This window comes from Natrinema salaciae (assembly GCF_900110865.1).
GTDB classification, from domain to species: domain Archaea; phylum Halobacteriota; class Halobacteria; order Halobacteriales; family Natrialbaceae; genus Natrinema; species Natrinema salaciae.
In genome coordinates this window covers 100,578-116,653 of sequence record NZ_FOFD01000008.1, presented here as the reverse complement: position 1 = coordinate 116,653, position 16,076 = coordinate 100,578, and the positions used below count along the sequence as shown (strand labels likewise).

Below are 16,076 nucleotides of genomic sequence, written 5' to 3'. Positions count from 1 at the left end.
GGACCCGGGTCACTCGTAAGGATTATATCCCTCGAGGAAGCTACGTAGACAGTAATGACGGTCCGCGCTTCCCTGTCGGCATCCGCCCAGGCGGTCGACAGCAGCGCGTTCGATTCGATTCGTATTGTAGGGGCAGTATAGCCCCTCATATAGTACTTCGTCGCTTCAGACCCGAATTCGCCGCATCGTTCTCCGAGCGATCAGCAACCCCCCAGATGACACACTACCGTACACCACCCGATCGCCAGCCAACGGCGGGAGGCAACCGATGAGCGAACGCGCAGCAAAGATTTCGCCAGCGGAAGAGGAACAGGACGACGACCAGCTCACCGACGGTGCCGCGCCCGACGCGGCCGCCGAGGACGACGCGACGATCGACGCCGAGCCGACCGACCCCGTCACCACGGGTGCCGAGTCCGTCGTCCGCGCGTTGGAGAACGCGGGCGTCGAGTACGCCTTCGGCGTGCAGGGCGGGGCGATCATGCCCGTCTACGACGCGCTCTACGACTCGGACATTCGTCACGTGACGATGGCGCACGAGCAAGGCGCGGCCCACGCGGCCGATGCCTACGGAATCGTCTCGGGCGAACCGGGCATCTGCCTCGCGACCTCGGGGCCGGGCGCGACCAACCTGGTCACCGGCATCGCGGACGCCGACATGGACTCGGACCCGCTGGTCGCACTGACCGGCCAAGTTGCGACCGACTTCGTCGGCAACGACGCCTTCCAGGAGACCGACACCACCGGCGTCACGACGCCGATCACGAAGGACAACACGTTCGCGAGCGACTCGGACCGCGTCGGCAGCGACGTCAGCGAGGCGTTCGCGCTCGCCCGCGAGGGACGGCCGGGACCGACCCTGGTCGACCTGCCGAAAGACGTCACGAACGGCGAGACCGATCGCGAGCCCGACGCCCCCGCAGTTCCGGACACCTACGAGGTGCAGGAGCGAGCCGAGCCTGAGATCGTCGCGGCCGCGGCCGAGCGGATCGAGAACGCCGCCCGGCCCGTCATATTGCTCGGCGGCGGCATCATCAAAGGCGAGGCCAGCGAGGCCTGCCGCGAGTTCGCCATGGAACACGAAATCCCGGTCATCACCACGATGCCCGGCCTCGGCGCGTTCCCCGAGGATCACGAGCTGTCCCTCGAGATGGCGGGGATGCACGGCACCGGGTACGCCAACATGGCGATCACCCACTGCGACACGCTGATCGGGATCGGAACCCGGTTCGACGACCGGCTGACCGGCGGCATCGAGACCTTCGCGCCCGAGGCGGAGCTCATTCACATCGACATCGATCCGGCCGAGATCTCGAAGAACATCCACGCGGACTACCCGCTGGTCGGCGACGCCGAGACGGTCGTCGAGCAACTGGCCGCGGCCGTCGACGCCTCGCCGGAGGCGAAGAAGTGGCGCGCCCAGTGCCAGCAGTGGAAGTCCGACTACTCGATGGCCTACGACGCACCCGAGGACGAGCCGGTCCAGCCGGAGTTCGTCGTCGAGGCGCTGGACGAGGCCACGAGCGATCGGGCGATCGTCACGACCGGCGTCGGTCAACACCAGATGTGGGCCTGCCAGTACTGGACGTTTACCGAGCCCCGCACTTGGGTCTCGAGTCACGGCCTCGGGACGATGGGCTACGGGCTGCCCTCGGCGATCGGCGCGCGGCTCGCGGCCGACGACGATCAGGAGGTCGTCTGCATCGACGGCGACGGCTCGTTCCTGATGACGTTACAGGGGCTGTCGGTCGCCGTCCGCGAGGAACTCGACATCACCGTCGCCGTGCTCAACAACGAGTACATCGGCATGGTCCGACAGTGGCAGGACGCCTTCTTCGACGGCCGCCACTCCGCGTCGGACTACGGCTGGATGCCGGAGTTCGACAAACTCGCCGAAGCGTTCGGCGCGTCCGGCTTCCGGATCGACGACTACGACGACGTCGCCGAGACGATCGACGAGGCGATCGCCTACGACGGTCCATCGGTGATCGACGTCCACATCGATCCCGACGCCAACGTCTACCCGATGGTGCCGAGTGGCGGCGACAACGGCCAGTTCGCGCTGGCGGAGGACCAGCTATGAAGCGCGGACTCGACGGACCGACTCCCGAGGAGCGACCGACCCCCGCGGGACGGCGCAACAAGCAGGGCATCCGCATCGACCCCGAGGTCGAAGCGACACACGAGCCCCGGCGCACCGTCATCTCGGCGCTGGTCGCACACGAGCCCGGCGTGCTCTCCGACGTCTCGGGACTGTTCTCGCGGCGGCAGTTCAACATCGAGAGCCTGACCGTCGGCCCCACGGCGAACGAGGATCGCGCGCGGATCACGATCGTCGTCGAGGAGCCCGATCCGGGGATCGATCAGGTCGAGAAACAGCTCCGCAAGCTCGTGCCGGTCGTCTCCGTGCGCGAACTCGAGCCCGACGCGATGCGTCGGGAACTGGCGCTGATCAAGGTACGCGCCGAGCGTCCCGATCAGGTCGCCGCCGTCGCGGACATGTACGACGGCAAGACCGTCGACTCGAGTCCGGAGACGGCGACGATCGAAGTGACCGGTGCGCGCCGGAAGATCGAGGCCGCGATCGACACCTTCAGTCAGTTCGGAATCCTGGAGATCTCCCGAACGGGGACGACGGCGCTGGCCCGCGGCACCGACCGGACGGCTGCGACCGATTCGACAGCACAGACCGCCGACGAGGCGAACCGCGACCTCCAACATACCAATCCAGCAGACGATGACTGACGACTTCACCACCGACATCTACTACGACGACGACGCTGACGTATCGACGCTCGACGACGAGACTGTAGCCGTGCTCGGCTACGGGAGCCAGGGCCACGCTCACGCGCTGAGCCTCCACGACAGTGGGGTCGACGTGGTCGTCGGCCTGCGCGAGGACTCGGCCTCGCGAGACGCCGCCGAGGCGGACGGGCTGACGGTCGCGACGCCGGCCGACGCGGTCGCGCAGGCCTCGTACGTCTCCGTGCTCGTTCCCGACACCGTCCAGGCGTCGGTCTACGAGAACGCCATCGAGCCCAACCTCGAGGCCGGCGACACGCTCCAGTTCGCCCACGGGCTGAACATCCACTACAACCAGATCGAGCCGCCGGAGAACGTCGACGTGACGATGGTCGCGCCCAAGAGCCCGGGCCACCTCGTCCGACGGAACTTCGAGAACGACGAGGGGACGCCCGGGCTGCTGGCGATCTACCAGGACACGACGGGCGACGCCGAGGACCGCGCGCTCGCCTACGCGAAGGGGATCGGCTGTACCCGTGCGGGCGTCATCGAGACGACGTTTCAGGAGGAGGTCGAGTCCGACCTCTTCGGCGAGCAGGCCGTCCTCTGTGGCGGCGTCACCTCGCTGGTCAAGCACGGCTACGAGACGCTGGTCGACGCCGGCTACTCGCCCGAGATCGCCTACTTCGAGTGTCTCAACGAGCTCAAGCTGATCGTCGATCTGATGTACGAAGGCGGTCACGCCGAGATGTGGGACTCCGTCTCCGACACCGCCGAATACGGCGGGCTGAGCCGCGGAGACCGCATCGTCGACGAACACGTCCGCGAAAACATGGAGGAGACCCTCGAGGAGATTCAGAACGGCGAGTTCACCCGCGAGTGGATCCTCGAGAACCAGGCGGGTCGGCCGAGCTACAACCAGCTTCGGGAGGCCGAGAAGAACCACGAGATCGAGGACGTCGGCGAGCGACTGCGCGACCTGTTCGCGTGGGCGGAGGACCAGGAGACCGAGAACGAAGACGAGTCCGTCCAGGTGCAGGCGGACGACTGAGAGCGAACCCATGACAGAACACGACAACACGGACACGATGGGCGACGTTAGCCACACCAACCCCTACACAGGAGAAACGGCCGGCCGGCTGTTCAACCGCGGACCGATCGTCGCGGCCGACGGCGGGACGCCGGACACGACGGCGACCGACGAGGACGAGCGTCCTGACTCCGAGGGCAAGGGAACGATGCGCGACGTCGACCACACGCCGCCGAAGGAAGCCGACGACGCGAACCGCGTCTTCGAGCGAGGGACCGAACACGGACGACGATCGGACACCGACACGGTCGTAGAGGAAGAGGAATGAGTACGGGCACACTGTACGACAAGGTCTGGGATCGACACAAGGTCACCACGCTGCCCACCGGACAGGACCAGCTGTTCGTCGGGCTTCACCTCATCCACGAGGTGACCAGCCCGCAGGCGTTCGGGATGCTCCGCGAGCGCGACCTCGAGGTCGCCTACCCCGAACTGACCCACGCGACGGTCGACCACATCGTCCCGACGGCCGACCAGTCCCGCCCCTACGAGGAGGACGCGGCCGAGGAGATGATGGCCGAACTCGAGGAGAACGTCCGCGAGGCGGGCATCGCGTTCTCGGACCCGACGACGGGGGATCAGGGGATCGTCCACGTCATCGGACCGGAGCAGGGGATCACCCAGCCCGGGAAGACGATCGTCTGTGGGGACTCCCACACCTCGACGCACGGTGCCTTCGGCGCGCTCGCCTTCGGCATCGGGACCTCCCAGATCCGCGACGTGCTCGCGACGGGTACCGTCGCGATGGAGAAACAGAAGGTCCGCAAGATCCAGGTCGACGGCGAACTCGGCGACGGCGTCGAGGCGAAAGACGTCATCCTCGAGATCATCCGCCGACTCGGCACCGAGGGCGGCGTCGGCTACGTCTACGAGTACGCCGGCGAGGCCATCGAGTCGCTGGGGATGGAGGGTCGGATGTCGATCTGTAACATGTCCATCGAGGGCGGCGCTCGCGCGGGCTACGTCAACCCCGACGAGACCACCTACGAGTGGCTCGCGGAGACCGACTACTTCCAGGAGAATCCGGAAAAATTCGACGAACTCAAGCCCTACTGGGAGTCCATCCGCTCCGACGCGGACGCCGAATACGACGACGTCGTCCACATCGACGCGAACGAACTCGAGCCGGTCGTCACCTGGGGCACCACACCCGGCCAGGGCGTCGGCGTCACGGAGCCGATCCCGGCACCCGAGGATCTGGCCGAAGACAAGCAGGATACTGCCCGACGCGCGCAGGAGCACATGCGCGTCGAGGCCGGCGACTCGATGGAGGGCTACGATATCGACGTGGCCTTCCTCGGCTCCTGTACGAACGCTCGCCTGCCGGACCTGCGACGCGCGGCCCGAATCGTCGAGGGGCGGGAGGTCGACGACGACGTCCGCGCGATGGTCGTCCCCGGCAGCCAGCGGGTCCAGAAAGCCGCCGAGGAGGAAGGTCTCAAGGACACCTTCGAGGAAGCCGGCTTCGAGTGGCGAAACGCCGGCTGTTCGATGTGTCTGGGCATGAACGAGGACCAACTCGAGGGCGACGAGGCCTGCGCCTCCTCCTCGAACCGGAACTTCGTCGGCCGCCAAGGGAGTAAGGACGGGCGGACCGTCCTGATGAACCCGCGGATGGTCGCGGCGGCAGCGATCACCGGCGAAGTCTCTGACGTGCGCGAGCTGAAGGAGGTGAACCTCGCATGACGGACGACGTCGAGATTCCGGAGGTCAACTCCGTTTCCGGTTCGGGCGTCCCGATTCGGGGCAACGACATCGACACCGACCAGATCATCCCCGCGCGGTTCATGAAGGTCGTCACCTTCGACGGGCTGGGCGAGTTCGCGTTCTTCGACCTGCGGTTCGACGACGACGACAACCAGAAGGAGCACCCGTTCAACGAGGACCGGTTTCAGGACTCCTCGGTGATGGTCGTCAACTCGAACTTCGGGTGTGGCTCCTCGCGCGAGCACGCACCCCAGGCCCTGATGCGCTGGGGGATCGACGCGATCATCGGCGAGAGCTTCGCCGAGATCTTCGCGGGCAACTGTCTGGCACTCGGTATTCCGACCGTTACGGCCGACAGCGAGACGATCGAGGACCTGCAGGAGTGGGTGGACGAACACCCCGACGGCGAGATCGACATCGACGTCGAGGCCGAGACGGTCACCTACGGCGATCGAACCATCGACGTCACCGTCGACGACGCCCAGCGCAAGGCCCTCGTCGACGGCGTCTGGGACACGACGGCGCTGATGAAGTCCAACGCCGGCGCAGTCCGAGAGACGGCTCGAGAACTGCCCTACGTCGACGACGCGGCGATCCCGGAAGCCGAATAGCCTCGTCTCTCGACCCGCTCGAGTGCGGTTTTCGTCGAGCTGGCTGCTCGAGTATCCGGAATCGTCTATCCTTGAGAGAGTGCAGCTCTTCCTGGTGTGGGAACCCCACACATCGTGTGGGTAGGTGCTCAACTGAATCGCGCGGCAAATATTCGGAACGAGTTATGAATTATTCTCGCCGAATAATTATAAATAATATATCGTGGTGGGTAGCATGGTGCTCGATACCAGCGGTCACAGTATTGAGCGCAACGTACCGTTCGCAACGGAGAGCGGGGGGACGAGAAACCATGGCAACGAAGCAAACACAACAGGAGATGGAAGAGCATCTCGGGCAGGTGCCCAGCTGGATGGAGCATCTCGCGGAGCCGGCGAGCGACCACAGTTGGGGGATCTTCCGGGATCTCGGCCTCGGGGAGACCAACCTATCCAAACGGGAAAAAGCGCTCGTCGAGGTGAGCGCCGCAGCCGCGATGCAGTGTCCTTACTGCACGTACTTCCACAAAGAGGAAGCGCGGTTGGCGGAGGTGTCCGAAGACGAACTCGAAGAGACGATAAATCTGGCCGGTGTCACTCGGTACTTCTCGACGATCCTGCACGGGAACGAGGTTGACCACGACGAGTTCGTCGCCGAAACGGACGAAATCGTCGAGTACATCGAAGAACAAGAAGCGCCAACAGCAGACGACTGATCCGACCGACAGAGGGACCAGTCCTCTTGTCGCGATCGGGCTGCGACATTTTTCCGTTGTGCTGGGCGGTCCAGCACTGACAGGGGGACAGAAGTTTGGGACGGCGCTGCTGACTATCGGGCGCGAACGTAGCACGAAATTCGGTTCGATTTGCGACGGTGGTGATCGTTCAGTACAGGACGCGCGGTGCCCATCGAGTAGTTGGTGGCTGCGAAGTATCTGGCCGAACCCCCGCGCCTACTCGAGAGGTGAAGGCTCTGTAGCGCGGCGACCGCTGGGTCTCGGGAGGCTTCGGGACGACTTTGTGTCGTGGTCTTCCAGTGCGGCCTCCCCGGTAGAACCACGTAGTATGAGAACACACTGAACGCCATGGACGAGGGAATTCCGGTTCGGGTCATCACCGGTGACGAGGAAACAACGATTGCGGTCGAATCCGGCGCAAACCTCCGGGATGCGTTGCTCGAGCACGACCTGCCGGTCTACGGAACGCTGTCACAGTACGCCAACTGCGGTGGACGGGGGCTCTGTTCGACCTGTACCGTTGCGGTCGATCCCGCGCCGGAGCCAACCCACTGGCACGACGCCGCAGCCGTTCGGTTCGGATATCCACGACTCTCCTGTTGTCTCGAGGTCGAGGAACCGATGACGGTCAGGCTCTTGGACAAGTACGTCTGGGGACAAGTCTTTCCGCGCCAGTTGTCTCCAGACTAAATACAGACGGTGTGAGAGCACAGATTCTCCTGACAGATCGGCGCTGCCCCGACTTGGCGGGTTCATCACGCGATCCCCGCTCTCTTGCCCGCTCCGAGTGCCGTCCGGTCGCCCAGTACGGGTTGCGTACTGAGCGCTCGAGAAAGAGCAGACAGACAGCCAGTTCGGGCGTGTGGTTGACGGTGACACTATTTGAGGGAGAGCGACGTAGTACGAATATGGTACGGAAAGTGGGAGCGGGTCTGCAGGCTGCCCCCGCTTTCGTGCGGCCACCGCCGCGGCTCGTCGACTGGTCGATCTTCGCGATCGTCTGTTTCGAGGCCGTCTCGGGGCTCGTTTCCTTCACCGTCGGATCGGTCGCCTGGTGGCCGCTGTTCTGGGCTCACCGGATCGCCGGGCTGACGCTCATCGTCTTGCTCGGCTTCAAACTCGCTCGCGTTCGGCATCGGCTCACGAACAGCGGGCAGTGGGTCCCGTCGACCGTCCTGTCGGTCGTGACGCTGCTCTCGGTGGTCGGCGTGCTGGCGACCGGCATCAGCTGGGTGTTCGGCCTGGACGTTCGCCTCTCCCAGTGGACCCTCCTGAGCGTGCACGTCGGGTTCGGTCTCGTGCTCGTTCCGCTCATGCTGTGGCACCTCACGACCCGATTTCGGCTTCCGAAACGGCGTGACTTCGACCGGCGTCGGACGATCCTCCAGTACACCGTCTTGCTGGTCGGCGGCGCAGTGGCATATCGCGGGCAGGAGTTCGCGAATCGGTTCCTGAACGGGCCCGGCGCGGACCGTCGATTCACGGGCTCACAGCCGCGAGACGGAGCGGGCAACGAGAGTTTTCCGATCACCGCGTGGGTCGCCGATGACCCTGCCCCCGTCGAGCTCTCGGACTGGACGCTCACCGTCCGCGGAGCGGTGGAGTCGCCGCTGGAACTCGAGTACCGGGACCTGTCCGCCGATACCGAACGACAGGCGCTGTTGGACTGCACCAGCGGGTGGTATACGGTACAGCAGTGGCGGGGGCTCCGCGTCGGCGACGTGCTCGATGCGGCCGGTGTGGACGAGGAGGGCCAGTTCGTTCGGTTCGTCTCGGTCACCGGCTACCGCTGGAGCCTCCCGATCGACGAGGCGCGGGATGCGCTCCTGGCGACCCACGTCGGTGGCGAGCGCCTCAGCCACGGCCACGGAGCCCCGCTGCGACTCGTCGCCCCCGGTCGCCGGGGGTTCCAGTGGGTCAAGTGGGTCGAACGAGTGGACGTCCGACGACGCGGCGATCCGGCACAGTGGGTCGTAACACTGGTCAGCGGATTCGATTGACGTCGACAGCGGCGTGATACTCGATCCCCGCGTCCACCTCGAGTCACTGGACCGGCGCGTTTCGTGGACGACGACGGACGGACTCGAGGTGCAACTGTCGAACGTCCCGTGATCGGTCTCGCCAATGTCCGGAGAAATCCTCGTCCTACTCTCGTCCCGGGAGGGACACCCCCCGGCCCAACCGGTCAATATCCTAACGTTCTTTACGATTGGTTGCGTACCGCGCAGATGCGCACGAAAGTGCGCCGAGCCGGAGTGCCTAGGACCAACTATCACTCCGGCTCGTCGACTACGCCCCCGCGAAGCGGGAGCAATCCGCCATTGGCGTTGGCGAAATAAAGATGTGCCGACGTCCCGCCGACCAGTCGTAGCTGTGACCGGCGCGTTCGCTGGATTGTGTTTCGCTGTGTTGGGGCCTGTAACCGATCAATACATGGTCTCGAGAATTACCATCCACTGTGATTGTGGTACCGACGTCCGTATCGCGACGACCGACGACCCGGTTACGTGTCCGGACTGTGGCACAGCGTTCGCGACGACGGTCTTCGAACTCCCCGACGATCACCATGCATCCAGCACTCGTCACGGCACTCGCACGTATCGCGGCCCGTGAGGGCTGTGCTCCGACGGCCCTGCCGCCGCTGTACGAGGCCGTCGATCCCGAGGCGCTGGCCGCCGTGCTCGAGTCGAACGGGGACGTCACCGTCCGCTTCGCGTACGGCGACTACCGCGTCGTGATCGGTCCCGGACCGCACGAGGTGACGGTGATCGACGGGGCTCGGTAACGGATCGGCGATCGGAATCGTTCGACGACCACCCGACTCCCTCGAGCGTCGTTGCTCGACGATTGCGCCGGCCGTTAGTCCGTCTCCTCGTCGAGTCGGAACGTCGCCCGGACCGGTTCCGGGAGGGGCGGTCGCGGGGCCGCTTCGTGTCGCTCGATTTTCTCGGGTTTCCGCGTCTTCCGATGGACGGCTCGCGCCATCGGGACGCCCTCGAGGTAGTTGAAGTCCCCGAGGACGGCAGCGCCGTACTCGGTGACGCCGTAGAACTTCCACGGCAAGCCGCGCTTTTCCCTGTTCGGGGGATACTCGTAGAGGGCGAGGATCTCCGCGTCGACGAGCACGTCCAGTTGCTCTTCGACGGTCTTTTTCGATTTACTCGGGACGAAGTGGTCGAGTTCGGCCGTCGACGCGAGGTGTTTCGGGTGCCCCAGCAGCGCCTGAACGATGCTGTGTCGAGTTTCCTGTGACAGCAGTTCCATCAGCTCACGCTGGCGCTCTAAGGGATTTTCCTCGCGGTCAGTGGAAGACTGCGCGGAGATGTCGGCCATGGTACCTGACCGTACGATGGCGGCGCACATAAGTACACGGGCTCGACTTCCCCCAGTTAGACCAGTATGGTTATAATGCTATTTTACCATACTGGTTAGTATGGCGAAGATACCGGAGAACACCGACGAACTCACGGACTTCATCCTGAGCGACGTTCTCTACGGCGTCGACCTCGACCCGGTGGATAGCGAACGACTGCTCTCGTACATGCGAGAGCGACACGAACACCTCTTCGGGCCGCATTCGACGTACTTCGTGCTCGGGAGTTACGAACCGCCGTTCAAGTATCGTCTCGACGAGGCGCTCGACGTACTGAACCGTCGGCACGACGCCTACGCGTACCTGCTCGCCACCCAGCCCGACCTCGACGTGTCGGCCGACGTCCCGGCTCTCAAAGTGAAGTTCTTCCTTCACGCCCTCTATGCGGAGTCGATCCCGCTGATTCTCGAGCACGACACCGGTGGAGCGGTCGCCGAGTTCGGTCGCGTCGAACGGCCGACGCTGCTCGAGCGCACGTATCTCTTCCCGCGGTCGCGGGAGGAACGCTACGACGACGAGTCCGTGCTGACGACACGGGACGCGATCCGCGCTCGGGCCATCGAACTGGCGTATCACGCCGCTGAGTTCGACGCGGAACTCGCTGCGCTCGCCGACCACGCGCGCGACCACGAACTGGACGTCTCGACGCAGGACCTCGAGTCCTACGTGGAGACCGAACTCGGCGGTCGAACGCCGTCGTACAGCGGCGTGATAACCGATTCCCTCGTCCACCTCGAGTCGCTGGACCGGTGCTTCTCGTGGACGACGACGGACGAACTCGAGGAGCAACTGTCGACCGTTCCGTGATCGGTTTCGTCGACGCGACCGGAGACGATTACGACGACGCGACCGGAGAAATCCTCGTCCTGCGCTCGTCCCGGGGGCGACACCCCGGCCCAACCGGTCAATATCCTAACGTTCTTTATGATTGGTTGCGTACCGCGAAGATGCGCACGAAAGTGCGCCGAGCCGGAGTGTCCAGGACCAACCAGCACTCCGGCTCATACGCCGCCCCCGCAACGCGGGAGCAATCCACCATTGACGTTGGCGAAATAAAGATGTGCCGACGTCCCGCCGACCAGTCGCAGCTGTGACTGACGCGCTCGCTGGGTTGTGTACCGCCGTGTCGGGGCCTGTAAATCACGATAGATATGGTCTCGAGAATTACCATTCACTGTGACTGTGGTACCGATGTCCGTATCGCGACGACCGATGACCCAGTCACGTGTCCGGACTGTGGCACAGCGTTCGCGACGACGGTCTTCGAACTCCCCGACGATCACCATGCACCCAGCACTCGCCACGGCACTCGCACGTATCGCGGCCCGTGAGGGTTGCGATCGATCGGCGCTGCCGCCGCTGTACGAGGTCGTCGATCCCGAGGCGCTGGCCGCCGTGCTCGAGTCGAACGGCGACGTCACGGTCCGCTTCGCGTACGGCGACTACCGCGTCGTGATCGGCCCCGACCCCGACGACGTGGCGGTGATCGACGGGGATCGGTAACGGATCGCCGACCGGAATCGTTCGACGACCACCCGTCTCACTCGAGTCGGGTTCGCGCAGCGTGTCGGCGACCCGTCCGAGGCAGTGATTTTTCGGGCGCAGTGACCGTCGTCTGTTCGACGCTCTCGCCGGTAAACGAGTGATCTTGCCGGTCCTTGCAGGACGATGATCAAGATATCGACATCCGCGATTCGGGCGCGCCGATTCGGCGTCCCCTCCCGTGGCAGGGTGTCCGGAACACGACGGCGCTGATGAAGTCCAATGCCGATGCAGTCCGTGCGAAAGCTCAGGAACTGCCGTCCGTCGAGAACGCCGCGATGTCGGACGCGGAGGAAGACGGCTCACCGATTGTCGGCGTCGTTGCTACCACCGATGCTGTCGAGAAGTCTTCGGAGAAACCCGTCGTTCGTCTCCGCTGACGGCGACTCATCCATCGCTGTTGGGTCCGCCGCCACGGGATCGCTGGGCTCAAGGCCGACGCTCGAGGCGACTCGTCGCCGACGGGCGCGATGCTCCGGATCCGACGGGGCCGCGTCGACGAACGCGTCCGGCGTGTCGTACTGCGCGAGAATCGCGTCGCGGACGCGATCGGGTGCCGCCTCGGCGACCGGTTCGAGGATCTCTTCGAGGGAATCGCGGGCCCGCTCCGTCGGTGGTTCCTCGTCGAGCCATCGGAGGAGGTCGCCGGTTGCTTCGGCCGCGATCGCGGGCTGGTGGTCCGCGAGTCCGAGGAACGCGCCGATGTCGGTCTCGTCCCGGGCGGTCTCGTCCGAAGGGTCTGCGACCAGTGCTGTCGCCCCTTCTCGACCCAGATCGGGAGCGCCGGTGGCGACTTCCGCGATCGTCTTACAGCAAAGCGATGACTCCGGGCTCCAGCGGTTCTCGAGCGTCGAGGTGGCGTTCGAGACGGCACGTCGGCCGAGTTTCGGCGAGTCACGCGAGATGGGTGTGAGCGGCCACCCCGGCGCGTCGGGATCGGTCTCGACGAGCGCGTCGACCGCAGCCGGGACCGCGCTGGGACGAGCCTGCCCAACCCGTCGCAGTACGTGGGCGGCAGCGGTCCGCGCTTCCGGATAGATCGACTCGAGATGATCGACGAACGCGTCCGTATCGGGAGCCAGTGCGTCGGGATCATGGTCCGCGACGATCGCGAGCCCCCGGAGCGGCCGTGCTCGGTCCCGCTCGTCGAGTTCGCCGACGGCCGCCGTTGCCGCGTCTCCAACGGCTGCCACGACCGTCGGGTCCGCCTCCGCGACCGTTTCGATCGCCTTCCCGACGTCGCGTCCGTACTCGTCGACGTCGTCGCACGCCGCATGGAGCGTCGGCGTCGCCGCATCCGGATCGATCGTCGCGAGCGCGGCCAGTCGCTCGGGCTTGAGATAGCCGCGAACGATCGGCTCACCGACGGCGGCGACGAGCGTCTCTCGGCCGACCGGAACCGCGTCTCGATCGGCGTTCCGGATCACGCCGAGTGCCCGTGCTGCTTCCCGGCTGTCGTCCTCCGGCGACTCGGTGTCGAGGGTGCTCTCGAGTTCCGGGACGGCGTCGACGACCGCATCACAGCCGGACTCGAACAGCACCCGAAGCAATCTGGCCTCGTGTTCGCCGACACCGTCGGGTCCCGCTCGAGCGCGTATCGCGTCGACGTACCGGACCGGATCGTCGATCCCGTCGGGATCGGCGTCGGCCGCGTCGGCGATGGCCGAGCGAGCGACCATCGCTGAGCGAGCGAGCATGGACGAATCGTCGGCCGACTTCCAGCCGGCGTCGAACAGTTCGTCACGGACCGCCCAGACGTCCGGTGGGTCGAGCACGCCGACGATCCCCCGACCGCTCGGCGAGCCGTCGTCGCTGGCCGTCGCATCCGGACCGAGTCGTATCTTGCCGAGCGCCAGTCGGCCACGAACGCCTGGATCCAACCCGTCCCAGAGATCCGACTCGTAGAGGTAGGACGGATAACAGTCGAGGACGCCGCCGGCGCGCAGGCGAACGACGTCCGCGTCGTCGGTGAGGGCGTCTGCAAGCGCGTCCATCGCCTCGTCGGCCCAGTCCGGAACGTCGTCTCGCAGCCAGAGCCGGTGACAGAGCGCACCGATCGCCCCCGCCCGAACCGACGCCTCGTCGCGCTCGGTCGCGGCGAGCAGGCGGTCGGCAACGGCGTCCGGTCGCGAGTCGTCCCAGTCGAACGCCGCGGCCGCCCAGCGGCCGGCCGGATCAGCGTCCAGACACGCTGCGAGTGTCTCGGCACAGCCCTCGGGAACGTGGTGGTGGCGAGCGCAGAGATACGCCGCGGTCCGTCGCCACTCGGGGTCCTCGAGTCGGTCTCGAACGTCGTCCGGGGTCACCGGTCCGTCCGACGGGACGTACTCGTTCGGAAATGGGACTGCCCTGCTGGTCGCCCGCGCGTACGTCCCGACGGCACCGGGTGCGCCCCGCGCATCAACCGCGGCGTCGACCGCGTCCCATGCGGCTTCGGTCACGACCTCGAAACAGGGCTCCCCGACGCTATCGAGTACCGCGTAACACATTCTGGCGGCTGCTTCGCGGTCGACGTCGGCCGTCGCCGGAGGCTCCTCGCGGAGGGCGTCCGCGAGTACCGAGAACTGGTCGCGGACGATCCCCGGCCGGCGCTCACAGGCCGATCGGACCGTGGCTTCCGGGTCGGCGCCGCGCGTCGCTCCGCGATCGACGATGCGGTCGGCGAATCGCTCGAGCGCCCGCGCCGGGGCGGGATGGGGGAGATCAGACACGGCGCTCCCCCTGTATCCCGTACTTGAGGGCGAAGTAATCGAGACAGGCCCGGCCGTATTCGTTGTCGGCGTAGGTGTCCACCTTCAGGAACGCGCCGTCGACCCACTCGTAGAGGTAGCCGACGGCCGCTTCCGAGGTATCGTTGACGTCCATCGCGAGCGCGCGCCGACAGGGGACCGTGAGCTGGGCGATCGTCTCCTCGTACGAGAATCCGTGCAGGTACCATCCCACCCGACCGTCGGACTCCTGCCAGGTCCGGGGATCGTCCGGATTTCGACAGAGACTGTCGTCCCCCGTTCGAATCGATTCCAGCAGATCCGCTTCGACGGCGTCCGGATCGCGGTTGCCTGGATCGAAGACGATGACCGTCCAGTGGCTCATGGCGCAACCACGCAGCGGGTCCGCATAAAGATCAGTGAAATGACCTATGTCGGCCGCTCGGTGTCGGGTGCCGCCACGGCGGTCCGATCGACCGAGTGATGCGACCGACTCGTCGCTCGGCCGAGGTCGTCCACGTCCCTGCAACGGCGGCGGGCTTCCCCGGAATCGCGAGATACTTCGGCGGCTGCCCCCAACGACGGGTATGTCTCGGTCCCTCGATGCGTCGCTTTTCCTGGTGCTCGCCGTGCTCTGGGGGTTCTCCTTTCCGGCGATCTCGATCGGTCTCGAGTACCTGCCGCCGTTGCTCTTCGCGGCAGCCCGGTACGACATCGCGGCGGTCCTGCTGTTGACGGCGGCCGCCCTGCGAGTCGAGAAGTGGCGGCCGACCGCGCGGAACGATCTGGCCGCCGTCGCGGGCGGCGGCGTGTTCCTCGTCGGCGGGAACGGCCTCCTCTTCCTCGGCCAGCAGACGGTTCCCAGCGGCGTCGCCGCGATCCTGCAGGGGTTGGTCCCGATCGTCACCGCGCTGTGGGCGATCCCGCTGCTGGGCGAACGGCTCTCGCCGCTCGGGGCCGTCGGCGCGGCGATCGGCTTTCTCGGCGTCGGCCTCGTGATCCAGCCCGATCCCGGGAACCTCCTCGCGGGCGATACCGCCGCGCGATTGCTCATCGTCGGCCAGGTCTGCAGCGTCGCGCTCGGCGGCGTCCTGATCCAGCGGGCAGGCCCGAGCATCGACCGGCTCCCGCTGGTCGGCTGGTCGATGCTCGTCGGCGGCCTCGTTTTGCACACCGTCAGCCTCGCGGCCGGGGAGTTCCCCCGCCCCGACGTGATCGGTCCCGTCTCGCTCGGGGCCCTGCTCTATCTCGGCGTCTTCGCGACCGCCATCGCTTTCCTGATCTACTTCAGGGTGCTCGCGGAACACGGCGCGTTCGAGGCGGCGCTGATCGGCTACCTGGTGCCGATCGTGGCGACGGTCGCCAGCGTCTTCCTGCTCGGCGAGGATGTCGGCGTGCTGACCGTCGCGGGCTTCGGACTGGTCGCCGTCGGCTTCGCGCTGCTCAAACGCCGCGCGATCGCGGACGCGGTGGGGGTCTCGACCGGCGTCGGCAGCCCCTGACCCGCGGCCGGCGAGACCGGGTCGCCGGTCCGGGGTCGAGCGCCGACCGCCGATGGGGAACGACGGCGATCGATCGGTGACGGTATCG

Annotated in this window: 16 protein-coding genes; 13 read left to right on the top strand and 3 right to left on the bottom strand. The window is 66.1% G+C overall.

What is annotated here, in order from left to right:
- Positions 1-268: 268 nt before the first annotated feature.
- The 10 genes from ilvB (at position 269) to BMX07_RS21920 (ending at position 9,648) form a co-directional block, all read left to right on the top strand.
- Complete coding sequence (gene ilvB, locus BMX07_RS21970; RefSeq protein WP_090622573.1) at positions 269-2,083, top strand: biosynthetic-type acetolactate synthase large subunit; 1,815 nt, start codon at positions 269-271, stop codon at positions 2,081-2,083.
- Positions 2,080-2,745 carry an acetolactate synthase small subunit gene (ilvN, locus tag BMX07_RS21965; RefSeq protein ID WP_090622569.1) on the top strand — a complete coding sequence of 222 codons (666 nt, stop codon included), beginning with the start codon at positions 2,080-2,082 and terminating at the stop codon, positions 2,743-2,745. The genes ilvB and ilvN overlap by 4 nt, the downstream gene beginning before the upstream one ends.
- Positions 2,738-3,793, top strand: coding sequence for a ketol-acid reductoisomerase (gene ilvC / locus BMX07_RS21960; RefSeq protein WP_090622564.1), 1,056 nt, complete (start codon positions 2,738-2,740; stop codon positions 3,791-3,793). The genes ilvN and ilvC overlap by 8 nt, the downstream gene beginning before the upstream one ends.
- A 10-nt stretch (positions 3,794-3,803) precedes the next feature.
- On the top strand, positions 3,804-4,100 hold the full coding sequence (locus tag BMX07_RS21955) for a DUF7989 family protein (protein ID WP_090622562.1): 297 nt from the start codon (positions 3,804-3,806) through the stop codon (positions 4,098-4,100).
- Complete coding sequence (gene leuC / locus BMX07_RS21950; RefSeq protein ID WP_090622559.1) at positions 4,097-5,518, top strand: 3-isopropylmalate dehydratase large subunit; 1,422 nt, start codon at positions 4,097-4,099, stop codon at positions 5,516-5,518. Before BMX07_RS21955 ends, leuC begins: the two co-directional genes overlap by 4 nt.
- Positions 5,515-6,150 carry a 3-isopropylmalate dehydratase small subunit gene (gene leuD / locus BMX07_RS21945; RefSeq protein ID WP_090622555.1) on the top strand — a complete coding sequence of 212 codons (636 nt, stop codon included), beginning with the start codon at positions 5,515-5,517 and terminating at the stop codon, positions 6,148-6,150. Before leuC ends, leuD begins: the two co-directional genes overlap by 4 nt.
- Positions 6,151-6,440: 290 nt before the next feature.
- Positions 6,441-6,842 (top strand): carboxymuconolactone decarboxylase family protein, encoded by a 402-nt coding sequence (locus tag BMX07_RS21940; RefSeq protein ID WP_090622552.1) that lies wholly within the window; start codon positions 6,441-6,443, stop codon positions 6,840-6,842.
- A 369-nt stretch (positions 6,843-7,211) separates the two neighbouring features.
- Complete coding sequence (locus BMX07_RS21935) at positions 7,212-7,553, top strand: 2Fe-2S iron-sulfur cluster-binding protein (RefSeq protein ID WP_090622549.1); 342 nt, start codon at positions 7,212-7,214, stop codon at positions 7,551-7,553.
- Between the two features lie 218 nt (positions 7,554-7,771).
- Positions 7,772-8,863, top strand: a complete 1,092-nt coding sequence (locus BMX07_RS21930) for a molybdopterin-dependent oxidoreductase (protein WP_090622546.1) — start codon at positions 7,772-7,774, stop codon at positions 8,861-8,863.
- A gap of 566 nt (positions 8,864-9,429) precedes the next feature.
- The gene (locus BMX07_RS21920; protein ID WP_090622538.1) at positions 9,430-9,648 is read left to right on the top strand and encodes a HalOD1 output domain-containing protein; all 219 of its coding nucleotides are present in this window, start codon (positions 9,430-9,432) and stop codon (positions 9,646-9,648) included.
- Positions 9,649-9,722: 74 nt separating this feature from the next.
- Here BMX07_RS21920 and BMX07_RS21915 read toward each other — a convergent pair whose 3' ends face one another.
- Positions 9,723-10,196 (bottom strand): hypothetical protein, encoded by a 474-nt coding sequence (locus tag BMX07_RS21915; RefSeq protein WP_090622534.1) that lies wholly within the window; start codon positions 10,194-10,196, stop codon positions 9,723-9,725.
- 100 nt (positions 10,197-10,296) lie between these two features.
- Here BMX07_RS21915 and BMX07_RS21910 point away from each other — a divergent pair, with 100 nt between their 5' ends.
- Both BMX07_RS21910 and BMX07_RS21895 read left to right on the top strand, forming a co-directional pair.
- The gene (locus tag BMX07_RS21910) at positions 10,297-11,043 is read left to right on the top strand and encodes a DUF8170 family protein (RefSeq protein ID WP_090622531.1); all 747 of its coding nucleotides are present in this window, start codon (positions 10,297-10,299) and stop codon (positions 11,041-11,043) included.
- Between the two features lie 477 nt (positions 11,044-11,520).
- Positions 11,521-11,739 carry a HalOD1 output domain-containing protein gene (locus BMX07_RS21895; protein ID WP_090622521.1) on the top strand — a complete coding sequence of 73 codons (219 nt, stop codon included), beginning with the start codon at positions 11,521-11,523 and terminating at the stop codon, positions 11,737-11,739.
- A 341-nt stretch (positions 11,740-12,080) separates the two neighbouring features.
- Here BMX07_RS21895 and BMX07_RS21890 read toward each other — a convergent pair whose 3' ends face one another.
- Positions 12,081-14,489 carry an NACHT domain-containing protein gene (locus tag BMX07_RS21890; protein ID WP_090622519.1) on the bottom strand — a complete coding sequence of 803 codons (2,409 nt, stop codon included), beginning with the start codon at positions 14,487-14,489 and terminating at the stop codon, positions 12,081-12,083.
- Positions 14,482-14,871 carry a hypothetical protein gene (locus BMX07_RS21885; RefSeq protein ID WP_090622516.1) on the bottom strand — a complete coding sequence of 130 codons (390 nt, stop codon included), beginning with the start codon at positions 14,869-14,871 and terminating at the stop codon, positions 14,482-14,484. Before BMX07_RS21885 ends, BMX07_RS21890 begins: the two co-directional genes overlap by 8 nt.
- Positions 14,872-15,073: 202 nt before the next feature.
- Here BMX07_RS21885 and BMX07_RS21880 point away from each other — a divergent pair, with 202 nt between their 5' ends.
- Positions 15,074-15,988 (top strand): DMT family transporter, encoded by a 915-nt coding sequence (locus tag BMX07_RS21880; protein ID WP_090622512.1) that lies wholly within the window; start codon positions 15,074-15,076, stop codon positions 15,986-15,988.
- Positions 15,989-16,076 lie beyond the last annotated feature (88 nt).